A 24,680-nucleotide genomic window follows, 5' to 3' on the forward strand; every position below is an offset into this window, starting at 1 on the left:
GGAACTCAGCTTTGGGTATGGCGCCAGACGATGTCGCGCACGGCAATCTGCTTCGGGATCAGCCCGAGCTTGTGGAAGCGATCGGCAACGGCCTGCTGCGTCGTGACGATCTCGTCGGTCACGGGCCCGATCAGGAAAGATGCGCGGTTGGCGGCGACGGCCTGAACCTCGAGAGGCACGCCGGTGACCGCGGCGAGCGCGCTCGCGACTTCGGCGCGGTTGGCCTCGGCCCAGCGCGCGGCCTCTGCGAGGCCGTCGATCACCTCGCGGGTTTCCCGCACATGAGTGTTCGCGAAATCGCGATTGGCCAGATAGAACGAATTGGTCTTGGCGACTTCAGAAGCGTTGACGAGAATCCGGCCGTTCTGGCGCTTCTCGCCGATCGCAAAATACGGATCCCAGACCGCCCACGCCTCGATGCTGCCATTGGCGAATGCCGGTCCAGCATCGGGCGGCGTCAGATAGACGGGCGTGATATCCTCATAGGTCAGCCCGGCTCTCTCCAGTGCGGCGATCACCACGTTGTGCGCGCTGGTGCCTTTGGTGAATCCGAGGCGCTTGCCCTTCAGGTCGGCGATTGTGCGAATGCTGGAGTTGGCGGGAACGAGAATGCCCTGCCCATTGGTGATCGGCGATCCCGCGATATAGACGATGCTGGCGTTTGCGGCCTGCGCGAAGATCGGCGGCGTATCGCCGACCGCGCCGAGATCGACGCTGCCGGTGCTCATGGCCTCCAGCAAGGGCGGCCCCGACGTAAACTCGATCCACTTGATGCCGATTTGCTTTCCTGCGAACCGTTTTTCGAGCACGGCTTGCTGCCGCGCGATCACCAGCACGCCGGTCTTCTGGTAACCAATCCTGATTTCCTTGACAGTTGTTTGCGCCTCTGCACGCGAGGAGAGCGCAGCAATTGCGCTTCCAACCGACAATCCGAGAAACTCCCGACGCTTCATTCCAGATCTCCTGACGACCATGCGCGCAACGTCGTCGCGCGACCATGCAATGTCAGAATGATGGGACCGTCGATTTAGACTGTCGAGCGCCTACGAAAAATAACGACGCGCGTTCTGTCATTCGACAATGACACAACGCATTTATTGTTGGACGAATGATTGCGACGATATTTTTTCCCGCAGCACACACAATCGGAACCGGGTTCAACGCTTCACGGCGCCGTTACTTTGCCTGTCGATCGCTTTGCGCGACGAACGTTCGACGGCACGATTCGAAAGACTTTTTGCGACTACTTACTGCACAGTATTTAAGCGACGGCTACACTGCACACGATTTGATTTCACGACAATGAATTCGAACGAATGATTCATTGCGACCTCGTAACGCAATTCAGTCAGCCATTTCATTGACTGCGTTTCGGTCGCTCGTAGGCTTTGTGCATCGCTGATTGCGCCCACGCAATGCAGCGGATGAAACGAGAAAGATCAAAAACATGAACGCAACCAAACTTGAATCGCGTCCCCGCGCGCGTCTCCGTCACTTCGGTGCAACGTTGTTCAGCGCGGCGATGGGCGTGGCGATTACCGCATCGACGCCGGCCGCGGAAACCGTGACGCTCCGCGTCGGCGACCAGAAGGGCGGCAATCGTTCCTTGCTCGAAATTTCGGGCTATGCGAAAGATTTGCCATACAAGATCGAATGGTCGGAATTTCCTGCTGCCGCGCCGATCCTGGAAGCGCTGAACGCTGGAGCGCTCGATGTCGGCTATACCGGGGATCTGTCGTTCCTGACCGTGTATGCCGCCGGCGCTCCGATCAAGGCCATCGGCGGCACCCGCTCCGATCCTCGCACGCAGGCTATTCTGGTACGCAAGGATTCGGCAATCAAAACCGTCGCCGACCTCAAGGAAAAGCGTCTGGCCGGAACACGCGGGGGCTGGGGCCAGTTCCTGATCAACGCGACACTGGAGAAGGCCGGATACAAGATCGACGACGCGACCTTTGCGCCGCTCGGGCCGGTCGATGCGAAGATTGCGCTGGTGGCGGGATCGATCGACGCCTGGGCGGTGTGGGAACCTTATGTGTCCTATGCGACGCTGAAGGACAACGCGCGGGTCGTTGCGAACGGCGAAGGCCTTACTCCCACCGTCACCTTCATCGTCGCCTCTGATAGCGCCATCGCCACCAAGCGCGCGGCCGTACAGGACCTCGTGCAACGGCTCAACAAGGCGCGCCTCTGGTCACTCGATCATCTCGGCGAGTATGCGAAGAACACTGCCGAGCTGACGAAGCTACCCGAAGACGTGCTATTGAGCGCTTACACGGCGCAACGCACCAATCCGATTGCAATCGACGAGAACATCGTTCGCGAGATTCAGGAGGCGTCGGATCGCGCCACGCATTACGGAATCCTGTCGAAGAAGCTCGACGTCAATAAGGCTGTGGATCGGAGCTTTACTGCAGCGGCGAACTCCAACTGAAGCGCAACAACGCGAGGCGGCGCGTTTGCGCCGCCTCGAACCCAGTCCGCCGTAGCCTCTAACCCGCCGCCACTTTCTGCGCCGGCGCGACATTGATCGCGAGCTTGCCATAGCGATCCGTAAAGGCCTCGGTGTCGATCTCCTCGAGCTGGATCGCCCCGCTCATCACGCTCTGCTTCCAGGCGTCGTGTTCGGGGTCGTTCTGGAACTCGGGCATCACCTCCTTGGCGAACAGTTCCAGCGACTCGCAGATGTGCTCATGGGTATTCTTGCCCGCCTGATTGAGCAGGATCACCTGGTCGATGTGGGATGAGCGGAAACGTCTTAGCTTTCTGCGGATGGTTTCCGGCGACCCCATCAGGCCGCCGCGCAGCGCAGCCTCCTGCGCCTCAGGATTTTCACGCTTCCATTTGTTGTACTCGTCCCACATGTTGACGGTGCCGGGGTCGGGACGCTGGCGGTTCTGCGAGGCACCGTAATAGCGCAGCGCGAACTGGAAGAAGGTGGCGCCGTCGGCACGGGCGCGGGCCTCCTCATCGGTCCTGGCGCACATGAAGAACGACACCAGCGCCATGTTCGGATTGATCTCGTAGTCCGCGAGTTTCTTCAGCCGCTTGGTGATCGCATTGTAATAGGCATGCACCCAGGCATGCGCCGCTTCAGCGCTGACGAACTGGAAGCCGAGCGCGCCGAAACCGTTCTGGCCGGCGCGCTCGATGGTCGGGAGCTGCGAGCACGCCATCCACAGCGGCGGATGCGGCTTCTGCACCGGCTTCGGCACCACATTGCGCAGGGGGATGTCGAAATACTTGCCGTGATGCTCGGTGCCGACCTTGGTGAACATCGGGAAGATCGCCTGAACCGCCTCCTCGAACACCTCGCGCTTGGTCTCCATGTCGCGGCCGAACGGCGTCAGTTCGGTGATGGAGGCACTCTCGCCCATGCCGAACTCGCAGCGGCCGTTGCTGAGCAAATCAAGCACCGCGACCCGTTCGGCGACGCGCGCGGGATGGTTGGTGGTGAGCTGGAAAATGCCGTGGCCAAGCCGGATGTTTTTGGTGCGCTGGCTGGCGGCGGCGAGAAAGGATTCTGGTGCGGGCGAGTGCGAATATTCTTCCAGGAAATGATGTTCGACCACCCAGGCATAGTCATAGCCGAGCCGGTCGGCGGTCTCGAGTTGCGTCAGCGCATTTTGGTAGAGCCGGAGTTCGTCGCCCTCTTCCCAGGGACGCGGCAGTTGCAGCTCGTAAAAGATGCCGAATTTCATGGCGCCTCCCAGGACCGCTTGTTCAAGACCGTTTGTCGTTTTCGGGCAGTGTATTCTCCGCAAATCGCAAGTCTAGCCTTGGTCGCGAAATGGCAATTCCGCGTCACGGAAGTTGTCTTGCATGGAACGCGCGAATGGTTAGCTTTACAGTCCGTTGAGTCGCGGCCTTCCGCCCGCTCTTCTCTCCATCTGGACCCCATGACCATTTTTACGCCGCATCAGGATTCCGCGCTGAAGGCCGTTGCCGACTGGCTGAAGGCCAGGCCGGGCCGCAACGGCACGCCGCCGGTGTTTCGCCTGTTCGGCTATGCCGGCACCGGCAAGACCACGTTGGCGCGGCACATCGCCGAGGGTGTCGATGGCGAGGTGAAATATGCCGCGTTCACCGGCAAGGCGGCGCTTGTGATGCGCAACAAGGGTTGCGACAACGCCTCCACCATCCATTCGCTGATCTATCGCGCCAAGGAATCCGGCGTCGAGCAGCCGAGCTTTGAGTTGTGGGACGACGCACCGGCTTCGAAGGCGAAGCTGATCGTAATCGACGAATGTTCGATGGTCGACGCCGAACTCGGCCGCGACCTGATGTCATTCGACTGTCCACTGCTCGTGCTCGGCGACCCCGCGCAGTTGCCGCCGATCCAGGGCGGCGGCTTCTTCACCAATTGCGAGCCCGACGCGATGCTGACGGAGGTGCACCGGCAGGCGCAGGACGACCCGATCGTGCGGATGTCGATGGACATTCGCGAGGGCCGCGAGCTCGAAATCGGCCGCCACGGCGAGAGCGAAGTGGTGCCGCGCAGCGAGCTCGATCCCGACCGCGTCATGAGCGCCGACCAGGTGCTGGTCGGCCGCAACAACACCCGCCGCGCTTACAACATGCGGATACGGCAGAAGCAGAGCATCGAGGATCCCCTGCCGGTCGCGGGCGACAAGCTGGTGTGCCTGCGCAACAACCGCAAGAAGGGCCTGTTCAACGGCGGACTGTGGCGCGTGAAGTCGCGTACACAGCCGCGATCGAAATCGCAGATATTGAGCATGCGGCTGTCACCCGACGAAGAGTTCGGCCACAAGGTCACCAAGGTCTCGGTGCGACACGACTGCTTCCAGGGCGGCATCGAGGCGATCCCGTGGGAGCAGCGCAAGCCCTATGACGAGTTCGACTATGGCTACGTGCTCACCGTGCACAAGTCGCAGGGCTCGCAATGGGACGACGTCGTGCTGTTCGACGAGAGTTTTGCATTTCAGGACAGTCGGGCGAGATGGCTCTACACCGGCATCACGCGCGCGGCGAAAAGGCTGAGTGTGGTGGTGTGACGGTTTCTTCCGTCATTGCGAGCGAAGCGAAGCAATCCAGAATCTCACCGCGGAGTCAGTCTGGATTGCTTCGTCGCTTCGCTCCTCGCAATGACGGCAGCGACCTATTTCCCCGCCACGAAGTAGAAATCCTCGCGTCCCGGCAATGAGCCGTAGGTGAACGGCTGCTGCGTGCGGTTGGTCGCCTTCCAAACGTCGTCGCGGACAATGTCGAACAGCTTGCGCACCTCGATCTTCGGCTCTTTGATGACGCGCGCGAGCACCGTGGCGAACGGGCTGTTGAGGGAATCGCCGTCAAGCGCGGTCTCGCCGTGCTTGGCAGCGTAGACCACCATGAAGCCGGCTTCCGGCTCGATGTTGGAGAAGCCGCGGTTGACCAGCTTCAGGGCGATCGTTCGCTGCATGGTCTTTTCGAAGGGATTGTCACGGCAAGCATCGAGCATCACCAGCCGCAGCTTTCGCGCGCCGGCGACCGCGGCAATCACCTGCTCGAGCGCGACCGCCTGTGTCTCCGCATCACTATCGGCCTTCAGCCTGGCGTCGACCGGGATCAGATAATTCACGCCGCCGATCTCCATGCCGTGACCGGCATAATAGACGACGGCCCAATCCGCCTTTTCGGCCTCCAGGCCGAACTGGTGCAGGGCGGCGAAGAATCTGTCGCGGGTGAGATCGGACGCCAGCGTCACCGTGGCAAAGCCGAGTTCGCGAAAGGTCGATGCGATCAGTTTGGCGTCGCGCGGCGGATTATCCAGCGGGGCGACATTCTTGTAGGCGCCGTTGCCGACGATCAACGCGACCTTGCGCGGTCCCGCCGGTTGTGGCGCCGACGGCGAAGCCTTGCCCGCAGGCGACGGCGCGGCGATACCCAACAAAGCTTCCAGCCGCTCCTTGGCGATACCGCGCGCAAGTGTAGTATCGATATCCTCGCGTCTTGCCGCGACGGCGTTGGCCGCCGAGCGATAGTCGGCGCGTGCGGCGGCAAGGTTGCGGCGTTTCTCGAAAAGCTGCCCGCGGCCGACATAGGCGCGGACGTAGTTCGGATTGATCTTGAGCACCTGGTTGTAATCGCTGAGGGCGGCGTCGAGATTGCCCTTGCCGAGATAGGCATTGCCGCGGCTGGTCAGCGCGTAAACGTTGTTCGGCGACTTGGCCAGCGCCGCATTGCAGTCAGCGAGCGCGTCATCGAACCTGCCCATGCTGGCGTAGGTAACGCACCGGTAGCCCGGAACGTGCGGACCGTCGGGATTGACCTTTTGCGCCTCGGCATAGTCGGCGAGCGAGGCCTCGTACAGCTTCATCAATCCTTGCACGCGGCCCCGGTTGTAGTGGTGCAGATAGCGGCTCTGGTCATTGAAGATATGTTTGACCGCCAGGTTGAACTCATCGAGCGCCCGCTGCAACTCTCCCCGGCGCATGAAGATGACGCCGCGGTTGTTGTAGGCACTGCCGAAGCTCGGGCGCAACTGCAGGCACAGATCGTAGTCGGCGAGCGCGCGCTCGTCGTCGCCCTTGTGGCTGTGGGCAATGCCGCGCGCGTTGATGACGTTGATATTCTGCGGCGCGATCTCGTGGGAGGCGGTGAACGCCGCGATCGCGCCATCGTAATCGCGCTTCTTCACCAGGGCATCGCCGCGATACCAGAAGGCGGCTGCCCTGGAGGTCCCCGTGATCTTCTCGTCGGCAATCACGCTTTCGCAGGCTGCGAGCCGGGCTGCCGGTTCCGCTGCGTTATTTCGGCAGGTCTCGACATCGCCCGCGGCCCGCGCGGGGCCGGCGGCGACAAGCAAGACGAGACCCAGCAACAAGTGCCGCAACATCAGCGGAACGCTCCGGCGCATGGATTTTGGTCACGGCGCGACCACCGATTCATTGTGGAAAGGCAGGCCCGCACTGGTCAAGTGATCGAGATCACCCCTCCAAATACTTGCGTAGATGGCCCTATTCACGAACTCGTGTGGCGCACGCCGTAACAATCCGCAGCCAGCGCCGTATCATGGGCATCGGCGAGAATTGAGCCGATTGCAGAACGCCGGTCCCGCTCTAGACTGCCCCAACCAACGCCGAAAGAGGAAACCATGTCCCCTCGCCATTTCAGCCGCCTGTCGTTCGCCGCTGCCACCATCGGCACGCTGGCCATCGCTGCCTTCGCCGCCTCGCCTTCGCGCGCCTCGGAAGAGGCCGTCGTGATTCCGGCCCCGGCCGTCGACGTTCAGGCTGCCGACGGCATCCAGACCGCCGTGATCGCCGGCGGCTGCTTCTGGGGCGTGCAGGGCGTGTACCAGCACACCGCCGGCGTGCTCAACGCGGTGAGCGGCTATTCCGGCGGCAGCAAGATGACCGCGAACTACACCATGATCGGCACCGGCACGACGGGACACGCCGAGGCGGTTGAGATCAAGTACGATCCGAAGAAGATCAGCTACGGCAAGATCCTGCAGATCTTCTTCTCCGTCGTACACGACCCAACGCAATTGAACCGCCAGGGCCCGGACATCGGCACGCAATATCGCTCGGCGATCTTCACCACCAATGACGATCAGAAGAAGGTGGCGGAAGCCTATATCGCCCAGCTCAACGCCGCCAAGGTCTACAAGAAGCCGATCGCGACCAAGGTCGGCCCGCTGCAGGCGTTCTACCCGGCGGAAGACTATCACCAGGACTACCTGACGCTGCACCCGAACCAGCCCTATATTGTCTTCAACGACATCCCGAAGATCGAGAACCTGAAGAAGATCTTTGCGGAGAGCTATGTCGAGCAGCCGACGCTGGTGCGCAACGCGAAGGCTACCAATTGAGGAGGGCAAATGTCCGATACCAAGACATCCGGCAAGGTCGTCAAGAGCGAGGCCGAATGGCGCAAGGAATTGACGCCGATGCAGTACGCCGTGCTGCGCGAGAAGGCAACCGAGCGGCCGTTCTCGGGCGAGTATGAGCACGAGCACCGCAACGGCACCTATACCTGCGCCGGCTGCGGCCAGATGCTGTTCGAATCCGATGCCAAGTTCGATTCCGGATGCGGCTGGCCGAGCTTTACGCGGCCTGCGGTGGACAGCCATATCGATGAGGAGCGCGATTTCAGCCACGGCATGATCCGCACCGAAGTGTTGTGCTCGAAATGCAACGGCCATCTCGGCCACGTCTTCAACGACGGCCCCGGCCCGACCGGCCTGCGTTACTGCATCAACTCGGCGGCGCTTAAGCTGCAGCCGAAATAAGCTCCGATCCATTCCGATCGACCAGACGAAGAAGTGACGACGTAGTCGTCATTCCGGGATGGTCCGAAGGACCAGACCTCAGATGCGCAATTGCGCATCGGGGAATCTCGAGATTCCGGGTTCGCATCTTCGATGCGCCCCGGAATGACAGGTGTCCCCTCTCCACTTCGGCGGATCGACCAAGGACGTGCGGCCCGGGATATGCTTTGATCCAGGCCGCGGGCGCCGTTTTCCGCGTGCCCGCGGGCCTCGGGGGAGCGTGCGATGTCGCTTGGAACGATACTCATCATTATTCTGATTATTTTCCTGCTGGGCGGCTTTTCCGGCCGTTTCGGCGGCTACGGCTATGGTAGGGGCCATTCCGCGATGGGGCTCGGTGGCGTGATTTTAATCGTGCTCCTGATCCTGCTCCTGCTCGGCAAGCTGTAAGCCAGGGAACCCATTGAAATAACTTGATTTAATTTATGGATCCCGCAGCCATGCGTGGATTCATCATCACCCCCGATGTCGGGCTTCAGGGGTCGCATTTTCGTCAAAGAAGCTTATATTGGGCTCTGAAATGACGTGCACGGCGTGGCCCGCCATTGTGGCCCACCGTCATCCAATCCCCATTGCTCATACGAAAAGAGCCGAAAAAGATTGAGGTCACCGTCCATGCGTCCATTCAGCTACAACACCGCCGCCGAACTGTTTCCCGCCGCGATCCGCAAGAAAAAGCGGGCCGGGTTTGCCTATCGGCGTTTTGGCACCGCGGCGGAAGCTGTTCGCTTCGCGATCGAGGAGCTGCCTGCGGACTCGCTGAATGGCGCCTATCTCCAGGTCGAGGAAGCGCGCTTTGACCAGAGCGGCATCCGCTCGCTCTATGAAAGCGAGGCGTTCCCGCTGCCGCGTCGTCCGCGCCCGGCCGCCACCGACGACAAGGCCGACGCCGCCTAAAGCTTTACTTTTTCAAGCAGCGCGTCCCCGGAAATCATTTCGGGGGCGTTTTTCTTTAGCGCGGCTGCTTATCGAGCCAGCGCTTGAGCATGCGCACATTGCGGACGTTGGCGCGGAACATGACGTCGAAGGCGTCGCCCGCGACCGGCACCAGGCCAACCGCGCCGTCAACCGCAACATTGGCAAGCATCCGCGCCGTGATGTGCCAGGGGGCGCCAAGCGCACGCGCCTCGCGCACCACCCACAGCGAAATCGCCGTCGTGATGATGTCGCCGACCACCGGGATCAGGCCGATCAGCCCGTCGATGCCGTAGCGGAAATTGGTGCCGGGCACGATGAAGGCGACATCCAGCAATTTGGCGATGGCATCGAGCCGCGCGATCCGCTGCTCACGCGTCAACTCGCCGAACGGATTGGCGGCGGAATGACCGAAATCGAACCGCATTCCCTCGAACCGCGTATGCAGGTTCGGCTCGGGGAGTTCGCGCCCCTCCTGGTCGATGACCGGCCCACGTCCGGGCGCGCGCGTCCGGGATGATGGTCCGGAACGCGAACGGGGCGGCGTAAAGATATCGTCGTCTGGCATGGCCATCAGATGGTAACGCGAATGCGAGGCGCAAGTTGCGTCATGCGGTCGCTGCTTGGTCGGATCCGAAAGATCAACGCTGTCATCCCCGCCAACGGGTCGCGCGAATGCGCGCCCGATGACAGGCTCCGGCGGAGGATCCAGTACGCCGCGGCTTATCGGTTCTATCATTGACGTCTCTGGAATACTGAGTCGCCCGGTCCCGGCTACGCCAAGGCTTCGCCGAGGCTTTCTCTCTTGGCTCGCCGTAGCTTTAGCGGAGGCGGCAAGCCGGGCGATGACGACCAAGTGTGAGGAGCCGATCTCGCGACGTGTCGCAGGCCGCTGCACGAAATTGCACTTGTGCGCGCGCATGCGCGCCTTGGCTCGTGCCGGGCTTTTCCTGACATCCCCGAACGAAGCATGATTCTAATATGCGGTTGCGCGCGAAGCAGGTGGGACGCGCGCAGCGGGCCGACCCGCCATTGAGACGCCTTCGGACAAATCAACGGCACGAAGTCAAGACAGATGAAGCGATTCGTCCATCTCGCGACTGGTCTTTCTCGCACCGGGAAGTGCAGCGATCGTAGCCTACGCGATGGCGCACCTCGCGCATCATAGCCTGGGCTTTGCCCGATCCGTACTTCGAGAGCAGGCGCTGATCTGCGCGGCTGTTCTCCTTGGCCTCGTCACGATCGAACTCCTCGCAAGCAGAGAGAAATAGCAAGGTAGCCGACGATGAGGATCATAGACCTGGCTGTTGCCGTCATCTTCTTTATCGCAAGTGCCGGCGTGACCGCACTCCTGATGGCCGTGTTCATTCACTACGGATTGGGAGTCCCTCCGGCGGCATTGAGGATGAACGCCCTCATCTCGGCCGGCGCCCTCAGCGTCGTGCTCCTGGTAGCGATGGCGGGGGCGCACGAGAGCGAAGACTAGTTCGCGGACAATCACGATCCGGGTGCTACGGGGAACGGGGGCTGGAATGTTCGGTGGCAGGACAATCGATAAGCGACCTTTGGCGTATTGCGTTCCTTGCTCGGAAAGGACACCGCACCGATACGAACGATGGGGCGTTAACCGACGTCTCACATCGAAAGCCATCTGCCTGGCCTGCAACAATGATTCGCGCGGCGACCCGGGTCACAACAGCGTCACCGAAATCGCATCCGCAAAAGCAGGCACAGTGTAAGCATCATTGCCGTTGACAGGTTTTTCCTGACGCGCCGGCGCAAGATTGCATTCTAGGATGGCGATCATTTGTGGAGTCGCATGCGCAATGGGACAGGGAGCAAGAAGGGTGGGTCGAACCAAACGCAAATTGATCAAGCTGTCTCGGGCCGAGCTGCTGCATGAGCGCGCTGTCTTTTTCAAGCGTCTGGCGATTGGCGCGGCCGATCCAGGATTTGCCGAAAAACTTCAGATATTGGTCGACGAATACGAGGCCGAGGCCGCGCAGGCAGCTTTACAAGCCAGCCCGCAGCCTGGATTCGGCGAGGCCCTCAACGCCCAGCCGCAGCATCAGACAGGTTGACGGATTCCAGTGCGGACCAATGAAGGTGCGAAGGATTTCCTGCAAGATGGCAGGCTGGGGCGCGTTCCTGACGGCTTTGTTCATCGTCCAGCCGTGCATAGCCCAGAAGCTCCATTCTTACGAACCGCTGATGATGGATCCATACTCCACCATCTACGTCGATGACGGCTCCTGTTCGGCTGGCAAGGTCTTGAAGGTGCAGGGCGCAGCGAAGAATCATCGCCGGAAAAAGAGCTGCGTGCCACTGAGTGATCTGCAGCCCGGCGCGCGCACAGGGGCGGCAAAGTAGCCGATGATGTCATGTCCGAGATAAGTGCCGCATGCGGGATCGTTCAGGCAGCTTGATCCCGACGCTTTAGTTGCACGAGGCAGGAATTGGCATTCCCAAGCGCTCAGTTCGGAGCAGCGAGCCAGCCCCGCCTGATGCCGTAGCGGACGATATCCGCGCGGCTATGCAGGCCCTTCTTTTCGGATGCTCGCGCCTTGTAGGTCTCGACGCTTTTGACGCTCACCTCCAGCTCGCCGGCGATTTGCTTGTTGCTGAACCCTTGAGCGACCAGCTTGAGCACATCCTCTTCGCGCCGGCTGAGTTCGCCGCCATCGCCGTTATCGGCGGACGTCAGTTCGGGAGCGCTCGTTGACGCCTTGTCGGCGATAGCGGGATCGAGGTAGATGACGCCCTCGTTGACGGCCCTGATCGCGCGAAGCAGTTCGTCTCCGGCGGATCGCTTCAAGAGATATCCCCGTGCGCCAGCCTCGAGAGCCGGATGAATATAGGCGCGGTCTTCATGCACGGTCAGCGCAATGATCTTTACCGCCGGGCATCGCTTGCTCAGCCTGCGCGCGAGTTCCAGGCCGCTGATGTCAGGCAGCGAAAGGTCGATCACCGCAATGTCGGGGGAGCATTCGCAAATCGCCTTCAGCCCCGTTGTCCCCGTATTCGCCTCGCCGACGAGTTCGACCTCGGGCACGCCCTGAAGCAGCGCGCGTATGCCGGCGAGCACGACCGGATGGTCATCCACGAGCGCAATCCGAATGGGCGTCATGTGCCGGTCTCCTGCACTTCCATCTCCTGCACTTCCAGCGGGATCTGGACAAAGATCGTGCTGCCTCTTCCCGGCGCGGATTCCACCGCGATCGTGCCGCCGAGCAGCGCGACGCGCTCCTTCATGCCGGAGAGGCCAAGTCCGGACGGTTGACCGCCGCCCATCGCATTGCGGCTGACGCTTTCCGGATCGAAGCCAACGCCGTCATCCTCGAGAACAAGCGCCAGCCCGTCCGATTTCTTCTCGAGCACGATACTGACCTTGCTGGCGCTGGCGTGCTTCAGGACATTGGTCAATCCCTCCTGGACCAGTCGATACAGCACCGCCGCGACATCGGGAGGCAGCGAATTGTCCCGCCCGAACGTCTGGATATCGATACGAATGCCATAACGCTCCTGCCACTCCGCAACGTAGGCTTCGATCGCCCTGAAGATTCCGAGGTCGTCGATCGCGGTCGGCCGCAGGTCCGACGCGGTGCGGTGAATGTCCCGGCCGATCTGCGCGGCAAGCTGTTCCAGCCATCGCACCTGCTCGGAGGCTGCTTCCGTATTGCCGCCTTTTGCCAATCCCTGTTCAAGCGCCTTCAGGCCGAGAGACAATCCCGTCACCGTCTGGCCGATCTGATCGTGCAGTTCTCGCGAAATCCGGCGCTGCTCTTCTTCCTGGGCCGAAGCCAGGCGACGAAGCAAGTGAGAACGCTCGGCCTCCGCGCGCTTGAGGATATCGATGTCGGCGAGCACGCCGTGAATCACGTGACGCCGGTTGGGCGGACCTTCCGCCCTGCCTGCCGCACGTAACCAGTAATCACCGCGATCGTCGGATTGAACCGGAAATTCGACGCTGCCTGATTTGCCGCTTTCGAGGCAAGCGCCGCCGAACGAGGCCAGAGCCGCGCGGTGCGGCGGTTCGAGCAACGCAAAGATCCGGTCCGCGGTCCATCTGGTTTCGCCCGATCGGTCGCTCGGCAACCCCAGCAATGCGCCAAAGCGGCTGCAACCGCTGAACTCATTTGCGGTCAGATCCCAGCGCCAGGTACCGAGTTCGGCGGCATCGATGGCAAGCGCGCCGCGTTTTTCGCTGTCCAGCAGCGCTGCGGCCGACTGAAGCGCCTCCATGCGACGCCGCTGCGCGATCTCGCGGGCGATCACCAGTCCAAGCGCGATGGCGAGCCCGACACTCGCCGCCGTTCCTGCGACCAGCAGCCGCAGCGAGCGGGATACGGGAGCATTCAGTTCAGCGACGGGAACGCCCACGTGAACCGACCATCCTTCGGTGCCCACCAAGCCGCGATGGACGGTTTCGACATCCATCCCCTCCCGCGTCTGGGTGCGCAGCGAATTCGAGCCGCCGCGGGCGATGACTTCCTGCACCGCGGGCGTCTTCGCGCTTGTACTGACGGCTCTGGCATCAGGCGTTCGTGCGACAATCTCGTCCTTGGCGTCAACGACGGTGCCGGCCCATCCAACGGGCAGACCGGCCTGACCAAGAATGGTACCGATCTGATCGGGCAACAGCCCGACGGTCAGGACGTAGCGAAGTTCGCCCTCTCGAACAACCGGCACACGCAGTGCCACGAGCCGCTTGCCGATGGAGGCCTGGTACGGCCCTAGCCCGCCAAGGACTGGCTTACGTGTGCGGAGCACGGCGTCGAAGCTTTCGCTGTCGGTCACCGGCCCAAGCGGCGCGCCGAGCGGCCGCAATACGTTGAGGACCTGTTCCCGGTCCGGCTTGGTCAGGAAGGCGGTCTCCCACAGCGGACGGGCGGCGACTATTCGTTTCGCCTCGCGATAGAAGTCGCCCAAATTGCCATCGTCGAGCGCGGCCGAGCTTGCAAGCGTCTCCGCGACTTGTATTTCGTGGGAAATTTCGCCCTCGATCCGGTGCGCCACTTGCGTCAGCGCCTCGGTGGCGGCTTGGCGGGCGTAGCTTCGTTCCTGGTCGGCGGTGATATAGGCCATCCATCCCCCGAGCAGCAGGACTGGAATGGCGGCCGTCAGAACCAGCGCAGTGAAAAGCCAGACAGCTTCCTTGCTTCGGCCCGAACCGGAGGAGAGCCTGTTACTTAACTCCGCGATCATGGACGCGCGCATGTTGGTTCGCCGGCGAAAACTGACAACGCCGAGGCTCCTTTACGTTGCATTCCCCGATCGGACCAGCCTGACATTCGTCTGCCAAGCGTCAACTTGACGGCCGGGGTCAGGTAATTCCTGACGTTCAACCGGCGGAACGAACATTGACGCGCCGATGATAGATGGTGGGCACGGCGCAAGCGCGCCTTTGCCTACCGAGCTGCGGAGTGCTGCACACTTACGTCGAATGCACTGGCTGCGGCTCGTCCACGTATCGGTGCGCGAGCCACGACGACAGCGCCGCAGGTACCATGGCGACGCTGCCGTAGAGCAGAAACTGCACCATGCCGGTATCCGGTCCGCGCGAACCATAGAGCAGTTCTGACGCCGCAAATCCGATGGCGCCCACGATCAGGATACGCGCTACGAAAGGAATGCGCTTGACGTGACAGAGAATGTCGTCGATGGCGCCGATCATCAGCGCAGGCACGATGCCGAACAGATAGCTGTATTGCAGCGTCTTGGCGAAAGCGCCGAGGAATTTCCCGATCTCCGACCAGTTGGTGTCGGTCCAGTAGCCCGAGGCCACCGTGGTCGCGAACAGCATCAGGAATCCGCCGACGAACGGGCCGATAGCTCCGAAGATCAGATAGCGTTTCATGAAACTGCCTCCTGGCGCTGGTTACCCAATACAGCAGCTCAAGGGCCAAGTAAATTTGGCCGCTCCACCTTCCCATTGCCCGAGAACTACTGACAGCACCAGCATCTGAATCAGGTTGCGCCGAGGGCGGATGAACAGCGTTCAGCAACATGAAAATGGCTGGACGCAAGAAATGGCTGGACGCAAGGCTGGTTCGGGTAGTCCGATCAGTGAACGACGCGGTTACCTTCTGCCGGCAGCCGCTACAGCCGCCGCGGGCTCATTGTTCTTCCCAAGAATCCGGTCGGAGCCGAAACGAATGGTCCACTGCGCCACCGACAGCAGCAGCGATTCATAGATCGCCACGCACTGCTCGAGTTCCCGGTCGGTGGATGGCGGACAGTTCGGACGGTTGCGGACGATCATCGTCGTTGTCGACCAGCTCAGCAGCGCCGCCTTGCACGCGACGATCAGGCCGTATACCCGGTCGGGCTCGAGCAAGGGTTCGATGGCCTCGACCTTGACGTCGGCCTTCAGGGCGAGCGCTGCGACGACGTGGGTGTATTCACCCCGCACCGCAAACCGGTTCACGATCGAATCGTTGAGCTTGCCCGTGCGATTGAGCGCGACGACTTCGCTTTGCGCCTGGGTATAATCAATCGCCTTCCGTGCCGCGTCACCCTGTCCGGCAGCCCCGGCAGAACCTTGGATTTTCTTCCGTGCAACAGGTCGCGACGCCGTCAAGAACCGCGCGCGGACCACGTCGGCAACTCTGCCCAGAAGCTCCCGAAGCAGGTTGCCGGGAATGTCCAATCGAAGCCCGAGCTTTTCCGCGAGGACTTCGTCGCGCTCGGCCCGCCCCACCAGCGTCGCGTAGCCGCATTCGGAGAAACGCGCGCCGGCGTTGCGCGCGAGCGCGCTGGAGACGTGGACGTCGCCAAATCGCATCAGCGCGTCGGTGAGCGCCTCATTGAGGATCTTTCTGTCCGATATTGCCAGCAAATGCTGCTGGCTGCGGCTTTTGACGATTTCAAGAAGGTCGGCTTCCGACAGGCAGTTGGAGCATCTGAGAACCGGTGCCGCCAGCAAGTGGTTTTCGTGAAATGCAAGCTTGCGGATGGTCTGGCGCGGGGCGCGGTCGATGGTGGAAAGGGCCTGGCTGAGCTGGACCACGGTTTTCGCGTCCACCCGCTCGATCAGGTGGGCGAGAACGCCATCGACGGCTGCGATCTGCGATTCACCGAGACGATCGACATTGGACAGGAACAGGTCCGTCACCTCCCCGAAAATCCGGGCGTCGTGCTCGGGTCCCTCCTTTTCGGCGCCGTTCAATTCCGCGCGCAAGTTCGGCGATGCAGCAGGCATGGCTATGCCGCCTCCGCACCGGTCATGCCGGCACGCCGCGTCACTTTACGGCCCACCGCGCGGATGGCCGGCATCTTCGCAAATCCATCGGCAGCGGCATGAACGCGCATTTGAGTGCCATTCGACAGGCTGGTCCCGGCAGCCTTTTTCACTTCAACGACAGCAATGAGGCGGGTGCGAGTAGCCGCTGATCGTACTCAGCCTTCCCTAACGGGTGGTTGTTCCGGAACGCTGATTTTGCGCATTTTTACGGAGTTTTGGGGAGGTGAAGGCGGGCCCGGCCATCTGCCGGGCGTTCGGGCCAAGCAGCATCGGCTTCGGGAGGCCTCACCGGAAGCCGAAATCACGGTCGCCGCGTTACGGAACGCACGGCCGTTCGCCGCACTGTTCGATCACGGCTGAGACGGCGTCCGGAAGACTCGCATCTGTTCCTTCTCCGGAACCGTCAGGCTGACACAAGAAGCGCAGCGCAAAACCGAGTCGTTTTCACTTTCGCGCTTCGCTCGACGTGGCGCGCACGCAACAGTCTTGAGAAGTGTTGGTGCGAGCCATTACAGCTTCGCAGCGAGCCATTGCAGCTTCGCAGCATTGGCGCATAATTCGCGTGGGGCCGCGCAGCACTTTTCGATTCGGACATCGGCAGAAATCGAGCAACCACACCGGGTGAGTTCCCGGTGACGGACGACGTGTGCGGCAGCGCAAACCGCGTGCAGCGCCCCCAATGAAGAGCGGCCAGCACCGCACGCACGCAACCCTTGGGGAACGGCTCATGACTATCCATCGTACAAGCAAGATCGCACTTCTCTTCGCCATCGCTCTCGCGGCGACGACGCTTTCCGCACGCCCAGGCCTCGCCTTCTCGGAGGCGCAGCAGATGTGCACCGGCGATGCCATGCGGCTCTGCGGCCATGAAGTCCCCAACGTCCAGCGAATCACCGCCTGCATGGTCAGGAACCGCGCGCATGTCAGCCCGGGCTGCCGCGCCGTGATGGAGCGCGAAGGCGCACGGCGACGGGCCGCCTCCGCAGAGCGATAGACTGCTTCGCTCGAAGTCGAACGCAGAACGGCCTCGGCAGAACTGCGAGCAATGCTGAGGCCTTTTTTGTGTTGGACTGTTTGGCGACGCCCGCGGCAATCGATGGCTTTACCGCGGCGGTATCAACTCACGCTTGAGCGCGCATCAGGGGCGCTCTCCGCAGCTACTCCCCCCACAGTGCGAACGCGTCGTTGAACGCGCGTTCGCCCGGAGAGCCCTTTTCGATCGCGATGATGGCGCGGCGCTGGTTGACGTAGACCAGCGGCACGTCGAACCAGGAGCGCTCCTTCAGGAGCTGCAAATTGCGGGCGCGGTCGGAATCGACGTTGGAAAGGCCAACCAGGAAGAAGCCGTCGGTCACTTTCACGGCGAGCCCCGCCAGCGGCGTGCCGCGCGCCTGCTCGTTGGACTTCATCAAGATGCCCGGCACATTGCCGACGCCGCCGCCGGAAAAATCCTGCGGCAGGATGAAGGTCAATTCCGCGGTGTGGCTCGCCGGCAGCGAGGTATCCGTGTTGCGGCGGAACGACATCGTCATCTTGAACTTGCGGTCGGGAATCTCGATATCGGCGCGCACGGCAACGTCCGGCTTCTGATTGCCGCTCGCCTTGATCGGTTCAGTGCGCCAGATCACCGAGCCGACATATTGCTTGCCTTTGGGATCGGACGGATCCTCGTCATACAGCACGACGCGCTGCGCCACGGGCGCCACGTTCTCGCTCGACGACGGCTGGCCGACACGGTCGGGAATCTTCGGGCGCGACTGCGGCGCGGCCGGATCCTTCGGCGCTTCCACCACAGATGAGGATTTGAACAGGCCGCTCACGGCTGTCACGACCGACTTGCCCCAGAGGATGCCGGCGCCGACCAGAATGAGCACGATGCCGACCGCGATCGCGCTCTTGAACGGAAACGCGGCGCCTGCGCGGGCGGGCTTTTTCGGCTGGTCGCGATCCTGCGACAGACGCGGACGATCGCGCAACGGCGGCTGCGACGCGTAGCGGTCGGCTTCCGCCTGCGATTCGTCGTACGAATAGGGCGCTTCGGGATCGGCACCGCGGTCTTCCATGCTCGGCTCGAGCCGGTCGAATTCCGGCGAGGGCGACGGCACGTTGGCATAAGTCTTCCGCGCGTTGCGGTTGGCTTGCGCCGCGGCGCGGCCAAGATCGTCGGCATCGGCTGCGATGTCGCGGAAGCCGCGCATGCCGGGCGGCTGCGGCGGCGTCGGCGGGCCACCATTACCATTGTCTGGGCCGCGACGGGGGCCGCGCTCGCGAGGCGGCGGTGGCGGCAGGCCAGCATCCTGCGTCGGAATCTGCGGCGGCTGCGGGCGCGGCGCGCCGGGCGGTGGCGCATCGGCGCGCAGATTGCGCGGCGGGCGTGGCTCCTCGCCAAGCGGCGGACGGCCATCGCGCGAGGGGCCTTGAGATGGCGGACGCGGGCGCGGCGTACCCGGCGGCGTGGCAGCCGCTTCCGGCGGGCGGGCATTGGCGCGGCGGAAGGCATCACCGCCGCGCGCAGCCCCGCCACCGCCGGGCCGCGAAGCTTCGCGGGCGCGCTGGGCGGCTTCCGATTCGACCTTGCGCACGGCCTCTTCCAGCGACAGCCGCTCGCGCGTGATTTCGGATTCGGAAAGCGGCGGCTGCACGCTGCGCAACTGCGCGATCAGCGCGGTACGCGCCCGCTCATAGAGCGCACGGCGGCTCTCGCCTGGAGCATTGGGGTCCAGGCCGGCGATAGCGCGTGCGATCAGCGGGTAATAATCAGCCATTTCTCTTCAATACTGCAGCCCCGGCGGTAACATCCCGTTAAGCCTCAAACGGGTTCTGCACCAGTATAGTATCCTCGCGTTCGGGGCTGGTGGAAAGCAATGCGATCGGACAACCCACGAGTTCCTCGACCCGGCGGACATATTTGATGGCCTGGGCCGGCAGATCCGCCCAAGAGCGGGCATTGGCGGTCGGCTCTTTCCAGCCCTCGATGGTTTCGTAGACCGGCACCACCCGGGCCTGGGCACCCTCGCCCGCCGGCAGATGGTCGATTTCCTTGCCGTCCAGCATATAGCCGGTGCAGACCTCGATGGTGTCGAAGCCGTCGAGAATATCGAGCTTTGTAAGCGCCAGACCCGTGATGCCGCAAGTGCGGACTGTCTGCCGCACTAGGGCGGCGTCGAACCAGCCGCAGCGGCGCGGGCGGCCGGTGTTGGTGCCGAACTCGCGGCCCCGCTCGCCGATCTTGCGGCCGATCTCGTTGTCCTGCTCGGTCGGGAACGGGCCCTGGCCAACTCGCGTCGTATAGGCCTTGCAGATGCCGAGCACGTAGCCGACCGCACTCGCGCCCATGCCGGTGCCGGTTGCCGCTTGCGCTGCCACCGTGTTGGACGAGGTGACGTAGGGATAGGTGCCGTGATCGACATCGAGCAGCGCACCCTGCGCGCCCTCGAACAGGATGCGCTTGCCCTCGCGGCGCTTGATATCCAGCAGCCGCCACACCGTCTCCGCATAGGGCAAAAGCTTCGGCGCCAGCGCGGTAAGCTCTTTCAGAATGCCGTTGCCGTCGATCTCCTCGAGATTGAGCCCGCGGCGCAGCGCGTTGTGATGCGCCAGCAGCCGATCGATCTTGTGCGGCAGCGTGTCGAGGTCGGCTAAGTCCATCAGGCGAATCGCGCGGCGACCGACCTTGTCCTCATAGGCCGGGCCGATGCCGCGGCGCGTGGTGCCGATTGCGGTGACGGCGTTACTGGATTCGCGTAGCGCATCGAGGTCGCGATGCAAGGGCAGAATCAGCGTGACGTTTTCGGCAATGCGCAGGTTTTCCGGACTGACGGCGACACCTTGGCCCTTCAGCCGCACCACCTCGTCGAGGAAGGCTTGCGGATCGAACACCACGCCATTGCCGATCACGGCAAGCTTCGACGGCCGCAGCACGCCGGACGGCAGCAGTGCGAGCTTGTAGGTCTCGCCGTTGATGACGAGCGTATGGCCGGCATTATGGCCGCCCTGGAAGCGCACGACGATATCGGCCTGCTCCGACAACCAGTCGACGATCTTGCCCTTCCCCTCGTCACCCCATTGGGCGCCGACGACGACAACATTGGCCATTTTTAAGATGTTCCCTGCAAATCTCTTGGTTCCAGCATGATTTCACCGGAGAACCGGTACCTGTGTTTCCGGACCATGCCCTAAGCTCGCCCAGCCAAAATCACGGCCGGGGCCGCTCGCGTGCAGGGCGCCCCACCGGATAAAGGAAGCAGGTGATCTAGGCAAGCAAGAAGGCGGCTTTAAGGGGGCCTTAGAACAGCTCCAACCCATTGATATCCCCGTAAAATCCTGGCCCTCCCGGTCTTGCACGGGCGAGAAACGCATTAATGTTCGGCAATGATGGAAAGGCCATGTCCAAAACCACCCGTGCGACGCTAGCGCTGGAAAAGCTGGGCGTGAAATTCGCCCTGCACGCTTACGACTACGACCCGGATGCCGCGAGCATTGGGCTGCAGGCGGCGGAAGCGCTCGGCGTAGAGCCCGCGCGCGTGCTGAAGACGCTGATGGCCGAGGTCGACGGCAAGCCGGTCTGCGCCATGGTGCCGTCGGACTGCGAGGTCAGCATGAAAAAGCTCGCGACCGCGTTCGGCGCCAAGGCGGCGAAGATGATGCGGCCGGCGGATGCCGAACGGCTGACCGGCTATCATGTCGGCGGCATCTCGCCGTTCGGACAGAAGAAGCGTGTGCCGGTCGCGATCGAAGAAGCTGCGCTCGGCCATGCCAGCGTATTCCTCAATGGCGGCCAGCGCGGCCTGCAGGTCGAACTCGATCCCAACGACGCCGTGAAGGCTGCGGGCGCGATCGCGCGCGCTCTCGTGGCGTGAGCGGCCTTCGCCGCGGCGGAGCCTATTTGGCGAGTCTGGGCTGCGTCTGCGCCCATCGCATTGCCTCGATGATGGCCTGGCGCAATTTCGGGCGCTGCTCTTCATCGCATTCGATGAACGCCAGAATGGAATTGGCGCGAACGGCAAACTGGTGACGTGTTTCGGCTTCGGCTTCTTCGGCCGACATCGGCTTGTTCACGGAATGACCCATCATCTGCAAAAATTCAGTGTCACGGACAGGCGAAACGCTTGAGAGCGGAGTCGCGCAAACCGTGGTCCCAACGATCGAACGAACGCCCAATACTGAAAATAGCCCGGAATAACTCACTGCATGCGCCCCCGAAAAACAAACCAAGGTTGGGTCACATGAATCAATCGTCCTTTGATTGCATATTTGCCTGCCTGCTGGCAACCCCAAACAGCCAGCAAGGCGGGCTGCATGGTCGCGATGCATCTGCACCATTGATGAGCGGCGCAAATCGGTGTCTGTGACCAGGGCCGGGCCACATTCCGGCCCGGCGTCGATCGCCGGGCGGGCCGCGGCACCATGAACCGGTCCCTCGAATGTCGGCTACCGAACAGACTTCACCCGCACGATCCGGGAACTGGCTCGCCAATCAGCCTTATCTGCTGCTCAGCATCACCGCGCTGTGCTGGGCCGGCAATGCCATCGTCGGGCGGCTGGCCGCCGGCCACATTCCGCCGGTGACGCTGTCGTTCCTGCGCTGGTCGTTCGCGTTCCTGATCATCTTGCCGTTTGCCTGGAAGCATCTCGTCAAGGACTGGGCTGCGATCCGCGGCCGGCTCGGCATCATGGTCGTGCTCTCGATCACCGGCATCGGCGCCTTCAACACGCTGCAATATTGGGCGCTCGAGCACACCCAGGCGCTGAACACGCTGTTGTTGCAGTCGGCGGGACCGCTGGTGGTCGCGGTGTGGTCGCTCGTGCTGCTCGGGGTGCGGTTGACGCTGGCGCAGGCGGCCGGCGTTCTGCTCTCGATGGCCGGCGTGCTGGTGATCATCCTGCACGGCGATCTCACCACGCTGTCGAAGATCGACTTCAATATCGGCGACCTGATTTTCCTGGTCGCGCTCGCGATCTTTGGGATCTATTCGGTGCTGTCGCTGAAGCGCCCGGATATCCACGGCCTGTCGTTCGTCGCCTTCACCTTCGGCGCCGGCGCGGCCTGCCTGATTCCGCTGTTCATCTGGGAGCTGTTCGCGCGGCCGCTGATGCAGATCGACGCCGCGAATCTGCTGACGCTCGCTTACGTCGCGCTGTTCCCGTCGACGATCGCCTATCTCTGCTTCAATCGCGGCGTGCAGATGATCGGCGCCAACCGCGCAGCACCCTTCTTTCACGTGGTACCGGTGTTCGGCACCGTCATGTCGATCATCTTCCTCGGCGAGCACCCGCAGGCGTTCCACTTCATCGGCTTTGCGCTGGTGCTAACGGGAGTGTTTGTCGCGTCACGAAAGCCTCGAACTGCCCAGGACCTGTGAGCGAACATACGGCCTGCGCGCGGCGTGCCGCGTCTCACCACGTCCAGCCCGGTTGCATCTGTTGATAGTACTGCCCGCCGCGCCGGCGCGTAGTGCCAGGCTGGGGGTTCGAATTGGGCGAGAAGAAGGGGAAGAAGCTATCGCCACCCCAGTCGTTGCCGCTTGCAATGACATCGGGCGTAGGCTGGCGCGTAATGAAGCCGCCCTGCGGCTGGTTGCTCAGCACCGCGACGAACTCGGTGCGATAGTTGGTCTCGCGGCTCAGCGGCTCGTCCGAGACGATGATCGAGGATCGCGGCAATGCGGTCGGCGCGATGCGATCGAGCACATCCTGCGGGATGGCGATGCGGTCGAGTGCGCTTTTGGCGTCATCGGCGTCATCGATCGTGACCGCGGTCCAGCGCAAGCCCTTGTCGCTATGCGCCATCGCCGTGAAAACATGCGTGCCGATCCGCTTCTCGGGATTGCGGATCGTGACCGGAACCTCGATGGACGCATCGAACACCTCGCCGCCGCCGTCCGGCGCCGGCTTATGCGTGTTGCGCCGCACGTAGAGCTTCTGTGTCGCGCGGCTGATGTAGACGGAGACCGGCTCGAGCGCGAGCTTCGCCTCGCCCGCCGCCTTGGCGGCGTCGGCCTTCCTGGTCGCGGCCGCCTTGGCCGCATCCTTGGCCGCGGCGGCGGTCGGCCTCGACGTCGCGTCAGCCTGGGCGGTATCGAGCTGCGTCCCCAGCTCCGCGGCCCTGGCGGCGGCCTTCTGCTTGAGGTCCTCGGCTCGCGCCCTGGCCTCGTCCGTCTTTGCGGCGCCGATCGCTCTGTCGGCTACCGCGAGCTCAGCGTCGGCGCGCTTCTTGAGCCCTTCCAGCTTGCGCAGCGACGCCGTGAGGGATGCTGCCTCGCGTGCCGCTGTTACGGCGGCTTTCTTCGCCTCGTCGGCCGTCCTGGCGGCCTCCGCGGCCTCGCGCGCGAACGTCTCGGCACGCACCGGCGCGGCTGCGACGGCCTGCGCGTTTGGCACAAGCAGCGCGGGGTGAGAAAACTCGACCGGAGCCGCGTCGTTTGGCGAGATGATCACCCGCATTCCGATCCGCGTCTTGTCGAACAGCTTTTCCGCAAAGCCGAAGGGCATCCGCACGCAGCCATGCGAAGCCGCATACCCGGGCAGCGGCCCGCCGTGCAGTGCAATGCCGTTCCAGGTGATGCGCTGCATGTTCGGCATCTCGGCATCGTCATACATGTTCGAGCGGTGGTCCTTGTTCTTCTCGACGACGGTGAAGACGCCGGCCGGCGTCTCGCGTCCCGTGGTGCCGGTCGACACGGGCGCGCGCAGGATCCAGCCCTCGGCGTCGTAGAGAGTGACCTGCTGGGACTTGATCGACACGATCGCCATGATCGGCTCGCCTACATCGCGCGGCGCTGTCGCCTCAGTGGGTGCCGCGGGGCGCGCTTGTCTCGCCGCGGCGTCGACGGTCAACGCCGTAAGTAGCGCCATCGCCACGAGCGCCGCATTGGCGGGAGGCCCCCAGCGCCGCATCGCCACTCCGGATTGCGCCGTCGTAAATGGAGTTACCATGCGATGCCCCGGTTGAAATGCCTGCCCGCGCTTACATCGATGAAGTGTCGGATTTTGGATCAACTATCCGCCGCCGCCATCCACGCCGCCAATTCGCTCCTAAAAGGACGGCAAATCTCTCATATACGACGGCCAGCGCAGGAGGAAGGATCGTTTGCGGCTGAAATTGGCCCCAAACGGATTCGCTGTCCTGGCGGCCACTGTCCATTTTCAGAGCAGAGCGGACGAGAGGTGCATCGGTATGGCCGAGCTTTGAGTACACGTCGCAGTTCCGGGTGGTTCGCGGCGGTGACTTGCCGTCAGAAAGCCGTTATC

24 protein-coding genes are annotated in these 24,680 nt (G+C 62.8%); 12 read left to right on the top strand and 12 right to left on the bottom strand.

Annotation, left to right across the window (positions count from 1 at the left end; genetic code table 11):
* Positions 1 to 5: 5 nt before the first annotated feature.
* Entirely contained in the window at positions 6 to 953 is a 948-nt protein-coding gene (locus V1292_RS01865; RefSeq protein WP_334370054.1) for a sulfonate ABC transporter substrate-binding protein, read from the bottom strand.
* Between the two features lie 569 nt (positions 954 to 1,522).
* On the opposite strand from V1292_RS01865, the gene V1292_RS01870 reads away from it, so the two are divergent.
* Complete coding sequence (locus V1292_RS01870; protein WP_442895589.1) at positions 1,523 to 2,434, top strand: ABC transporter substrate-binding protein; 912 nt, start codon at positions 1,523 to 1,525, stop codon at positions 2,432 to 2,434.
* Between the two features lie 58 nt (positions 2,435 to 2,492).
* Here V1292_RS01870 and V1292_RS01875 read toward each other — a convergent pair whose 3' ends face one another.
* Positions 2,493 to 3,701, bottom strand: a complete 1,209-nt coding sequence (locus tag V1292_RS01875) for an LLM class flavin-dependent oxidoreductase (RefSeq protein WP_334370056.1) — start codon at positions 3,699 to 3,701, stop codon at positions 2,493 to 2,495.
* Between the two features lie 198 nt (positions 3,702 to 3,899).
* Between V1292_RS01875 and V1292_RS01880 the strand changes: the two genes are divergently transcribed.
* Positions 3,900 to 5,015, top strand: a complete 1,116-nt coding sequence (locus V1292_RS01880) for an ATP-dependent DNA helicase (protein WP_334370057.1) — start codon at positions 3,900 to 3,902, stop codon at positions 5,013 to 5,015.
* A gap of 104 nt (positions 5,016 to 5,119) precedes the next feature.
* Here the strand turns inward: V1292_RS01880 and V1292_RS01885 are convergent, their stop codons facing one another.
* Complete coding sequence (locus V1292_RS01885) at positions 5,120 to 6,835, bottom strand: caspase family protein (RefSeq protein ID WP_334370058.1); 1,716 nt, start codon at positions 6,833 to 6,835, stop codon at positions 5,120 to 5,122.
* 258 nt (positions 6,836 to 7,093) lie between these two features.
* Between V1292_RS01885 and msrA the strand changes: the two genes are divergently transcribed.
* The 4 genes from msrA (at position 7,094) to V1292_RS01905 (ending at position 9,169) form a co-directional block, all read left to right on the top strand.
* A complete protein-coding gene (gene msrA, locus V1292_RS01890) occupies positions 7,094 to 7,813 on the top strand; it encodes a peptide-methionine (S)-S-oxide reductase MsrA (protein WP_334370059.1) in 720 nt (239 codons plus the stop codon).
* Between the two features lie 9 nt (positions 7,814 to 7,822).
* Complete coding sequence (gene msrB, locus V1292_RS01895) at positions 7,823 to 8,233, top strand: peptide-methionine (R)-S-oxide reductase MsrB (protein ID WP_334370060.1); 411 nt, start codon at positions 7,823 to 7,825, stop codon at positions 8,231 to 8,233.
* A gap of 264 nt (positions 8,234 to 8,497) precedes the next feature.
* Positions 8,498 to 8,662, top strand: a complete 165-nt coding sequence (locus V1292_RS01900) for a DUF3309 family protein (protein WP_065743452.1) — start codon at positions 8,498 to 8,500, stop codon at positions 8,660 to 8,662.
* 225 nt (positions 8,663 to 8,887) lie between these two features.
* Positions 8,888 to 9,169 (top strand): hypothetical protein, encoded by a 282-nt coding sequence (locus V1292_RS01905; protein ID WP_057842144.1) that lies wholly within the window; start codon positions 8,888 to 8,890, stop codon positions 9,167 to 9,169.
* Between the two features lie 55 nt (positions 9,170 to 9,224).
* Here the strand turns inward: V1292_RS01905 and V1292_RS01910 are convergent, their stop codons facing one another.
* Entirely contained in the window at positions 9,225 to 9,761 is a 537-nt protein-coding gene (locus V1292_RS01910; protein WP_213287941.1) for a DUF4112 domain-containing protein, read from the bottom strand.
* A 711-nt stretch (positions 9,762 to 10,472) separates the two neighbouring features.
* On the opposite strand from V1292_RS01910, the gene V1292_RS01915 reads away from it, so the two are divergent.
* From V1292_RS01915 to V1292_RS01925, 3 genes are all read left to right on the top strand, one after another.
* Positions 10,473 to 10,673: a hypothetical protein gene (locus tag V1292_RS01915; protein ID WP_334370061.1), complete on the top strand. Its 201-nt coding sequence runs from the start codon at positions 10,473 to 10,475 to the stop codon at positions 10,671 to 10,673.
* 361 nt (positions 10,674 to 11,034) lie between these two features.
* Positions 11,035 to 11,268: a hypothetical protein gene (locus tag V1292_RS01920; RefSeq protein WP_334370062.1), complete on the top strand. Its 234-nt coding sequence runs from the start codon at positions 11,035 to 11,037 to the stop codon at positions 11,266 to 11,268.
* Positions 11,269 to 11,314: 46 nt separating this feature from the next.
* The gene (locus V1292_RS01925) at positions 11,315 to 11,557 is read left to right on the top strand and encodes a DUF6719 family protein (protein ID WP_334370063.1); all 243 of its coding nucleotides are present in this window, start codon (positions 11,315 to 11,317) and stop codon (positions 11,555 to 11,557) included.
* Positions 11,558 to 11,660: 103 nt separating this feature from the next.
* Here the strand turns inward: V1292_RS01925 and V1292_RS01930 are convergent, their stop codons facing one another.
* The 4 genes from V1292_RS01930 to V1292_RS01945 form a co-directional block, all read right to left on the bottom strand.
* Positions 11,661 to 12,314 (bottom strand): response regulator transcription factor, encoded by a 654-nt coding sequence (locus tag V1292_RS01930; protein WP_334370064.1) that lies wholly within the window; start codon positions 12,312 to 12,314, stop codon positions 11,661 to 11,663.
* Entirely contained in the window at positions 12,311 to 14,404 is a 2,094-nt protein-coding gene (locus tag V1292_RS01935; RefSeq protein ID WP_334370065.1) for a sensor histidine kinase, read from the bottom strand. Before V1292_RS01935 ends, V1292_RS01930 begins: the two co-directional genes overlap by 4 nt.
* 217 nt (positions 14,405 to 14,621) lie before the next feature.
* The gene (locus tag V1292_RS01940) at positions 14,622 to 15,044 is read right to left on the bottom strand and encodes a DUF5413 family protein (RefSeq protein WP_334370066.1); all 423 of its coding nucleotides are present in this window, start codon (positions 15,042 to 15,044) and stop codon (positions 14,622 to 14,624) included.
* Between the two features lie 222 nt (positions 15,045 to 15,266).
* The gene (locus tag V1292_RS01945) at positions 15,267 to 16,388 is read right to left on the bottom strand and encodes a DUF2336 domain-containing protein (RefSeq protein ID WP_334370067.1); all 1,122 of its coding nucleotides are present in this window, start codon (positions 16,386 to 16,388) and stop codon (positions 15,267 to 15,269) included.
* A 769-nt stretch (positions 16,389 to 17,157) separates the two neighbouring features.
* On the opposite strand from V1292_RS01945, the gene V1292_RS01950 reads away from it, so the two are divergent.
* Positions 17,158 to 17,424 (top strand): hypothetical protein, encoded by a 267-nt coding sequence (locus tag V1292_RS01950; RefSeq protein ID WP_334370068.1) that lies wholly within the window; start codon positions 17,158 to 17,160, stop codon positions 17,422 to 17,424.
* Between the two features lie 163 nt (positions 17,425 to 17,587).
* Here the strand turns inward: V1292_RS01950 and V1292_RS01955 are convergent, their stop codons facing one another.
* Together V1292_RS01955 and V1292_RS01960 are read right to left on the bottom strand one after the other, a co-directional pair.
* Positions 17,588 to 19,195 carry a hypothetical protein gene (locus V1292_RS01955; RefSeq protein WP_334370069.1) on the bottom strand — a complete coding sequence of 536 codons (1,608 nt, stop codon included), beginning with the start codon at positions 19,193 to 19,195 and terminating at the stop codon, positions 17,588 to 17,590.
* 37 nt (positions 19,196 to 19,232) lie between these two features.
* The gene (locus V1292_RS01960) at positions 19,233 to 20,525 is read right to left on the bottom strand and encodes an adenylosuccinate synthase (RefSeq protein WP_334370070.1); all 1,293 of its coding nucleotides are present in this window, start codon (positions 20,523 to 20,525) and stop codon (positions 19,233 to 19,235) included.
* A gap of 290 nt (positions 20,526 to 20,815) precedes the next feature.
* On the opposite strand from V1292_RS01960, the gene ybaK reads away from it, so the two are divergent.
* Positions 20,816 to 21,289 carry a Cys-tRNA(Pro) deacylase gene (gene ybaK / locus V1292_RS01965; RefSeq protein WP_334370071.1) on the top strand — a complete coding sequence of 158 codons (474 nt, stop codon included), beginning with the start codon at positions 20,816 to 20,818 and terminating at the stop codon, positions 21,287 to 21,289.
* 22 nt (positions 21,290 to 21,311) lie between these two features.
* Here the strand turns inward: ybaK and V1292_RS01970 are convergent, their stop codons facing one another.
* Positions 21,312 to 21,617: a hypothetical protein gene (locus V1292_RS01970; RefSeq protein ID WP_334370072.1), complete on the bottom strand. Its 306-nt coding sequence runs from the start codon at positions 21,615 to 21,617 to the stop codon at positions 21,312 to 21,314.
* A gap of 236 nt (positions 21,618 to 21,853) precedes the next feature.
* On the opposite strand from V1292_RS01970, the gene V1292_RS01975 reads away from it, so the two are divergent.
* Positions 21,854 to 22,792 (top strand): DMT family transporter, encoded by a 939-nt coding sequence (locus V1292_RS01975; protein ID WP_334370073.1) that lies wholly within the window; start codon positions 21,854 to 21,856, stop codon positions 22,790 to 22,792.
* A 34-nt stretch (positions 22,793 to 22,826) separates the two neighbouring features.
* Here the strand turns inward: V1292_RS01975 and V1292_RS01980 are convergent, their stop codons facing one another.
* A complete protein-coding gene (locus V1292_RS01980) occupies positions 22,827 to 24,365 on the bottom strand; it encodes a L,D-transpeptidase (protein WP_334370074.1) in 1,539 nt (512 codons plus the stop codon).
* Between the last annotated feature and the right edge of the window lie 315 nt (positions 24,366 to 24,680).

Origin of the sequence: Bradyrhizobium sp. AZCC 1719 (assembly GCF_036924525.1) — a bacterium.
Classification (GTDB): domain Bacteria; phylum Pseudomonadota; class Alphaproteobacteria; order Rhizobiales; family Xanthobacteraceae; genus Bradyrhizobium.

Excerpts from the sequence above, each read along its gene's own strand:
- V1292_RS01865 (WP_334370054.1), bottom strand. The coding sequence starts at position 953 with ATGAAGCGTCGGGAGTTTCTCGGATTGTCGGTTGGAAGCGCAATTGCT.
- V1292_RS01870 (WP_442895589.1), top strand. The coding sequence starts at position 1,523 with ATGGGCGTGGCGATTACCGCATCGACGCCGGCCGCGGAAACCGTGACG.
- V1292_RS01875 (WP_334370056.1), bottom strand. The coding sequence starts at position 3,701 with ATGAAATTCGGCATCTTTTACGAGCTGCAACTGCCGCGTCCCTGGGAA.
- V1292_RS01880 (WP_334370057.1), top strand. The coding sequence starts at position 3,900 with ATGACCATTTTTACGCCGCATCAGGATTCCGCGCTGAAGGCCGTTGCC.
- V1292_RS01885 (WP_334370058.1), bottom strand. The coding sequence starts at position 6,835 with ATGTTGCGGCACTTGTTGCTGGGTCTCGTCTTGCTTGTCGCCGCCGGC.
- msrA (WP_334370059.1), top strand. The coding sequence starts at position 7,094 with ATGTCCCCTCGCCATTTCAGCCGCCTGTCGTTCGCCGCTGCCACCATC.
- msrB (WP_334370060.1), top strand. The coding sequence starts at position 7,823 with ATGTCCGATACCAAGACATCCGGCAAGGTCGTCAAGAGCGAGGCCGAA.
- V1292_RS01900 (WP_065743452.1), top strand. The coding sequence starts at position 8,498 with ATGTCGCTTGGAACGATACTCATCATTATTCTGATTATTTTCCTGCTG.
- V1292_RS01905 (WP_057842144.1), top strand. The coding sequence starts at position 8,888 with ATGCGTCCATTCAGCTACAACACCGCCGCCGAACTGTTTCCCGCCGCG.
- V1292_RS01910 (WP_213287941.1), bottom strand. The coding sequence starts at position 9,761 with ATGGCCATGCCAGACGACGATATCTTTACGCCGCCCCGTTCGCGTTCC.
- V1292_RS01915 (WP_334370061.1), top strand. The coding sequence starts at position 10,473 with ATGAGGATCATAGACCTGGCTGTTGCCGTCATCTTCTTTATCGCAAGT.
- V1292_RS01925 (WP_334370063.1), top strand. The coding sequence starts at position 11,315 with ATGGCAGGCTGGGGCGCGTTCCTGACGGCTTTGTTCATCGTCCAGCCG.
- V1292_RS01930 (WP_334370064.1), bottom strand. The coding sequence starts at position 12,314 with ATGACGCCCATTCGGATTGCGCTCGTGGATGACCATCCGGTCGTGCTC.
- V1292_RS01935 (WP_334370065.1), bottom strand. The coding sequence starts at position 14,404 with ATGCGCGCGTCCATGATCGCGGAGTTAAGTAACAGGCTCTCCTCCGGT.
- V1292_RS01940 (WP_334370066.1), bottom strand. The coding sequence starts at position 15,044 with ATGAAACGCTATCTGATCTTCGGAGCTATCGGCCCGTTCGTCGGCGGA.
- V1292_RS01945 (WP_334370067.1), bottom strand. The coding sequence starts at position 16,388 with ATGCCTGCTGCATCGCCGAACTTGCGCGCGGAATTGAACGGCGCCGAA.
- V1292_RS01950 (WP_334370068.1), top strand. The coding sequence starts at position 17,158 with ATGACTATCCATCGTACAAGCAAGATCGCACTTCTCTTCGCCATCGCT.
- V1292_RS01955 (WP_334370069.1), bottom strand. The coding sequence starts at position 19,195 with ATGGCTGATTATTACCCGCTGATCGCACGCGCTATCGCCGGCCTGGAC.
- V1292_RS01960 (WP_334370070.1), bottom strand. The coding sequence starts at position 20,525 with ATGGCCAATGTTGTCGTCGTCGGCGCCCAATGGGGTGACGAGGGGAAG.
- ybaK (WP_334370071.1), top strand. The coding sequence starts at position 20,816 with ATGTCCAAAACCACCCGTGCGACGCTAGCGCTGGAAAAGCTGGGCGTG.
- V1292_RS01975 (WP_334370073.1), top strand. The coding sequence starts at position 21,854 with ATGTCGGCTACCGAACAGACTTCACCCGCACGATCCGGGAACTGGCTC.
- V1292_RS01980 (WP_334370074.1), bottom strand. The coding sequence starts at position 24,365 with ATGGTAACTCCATTTACGACGGCGCAATCCGGAGTGGCGATGCGGCGC.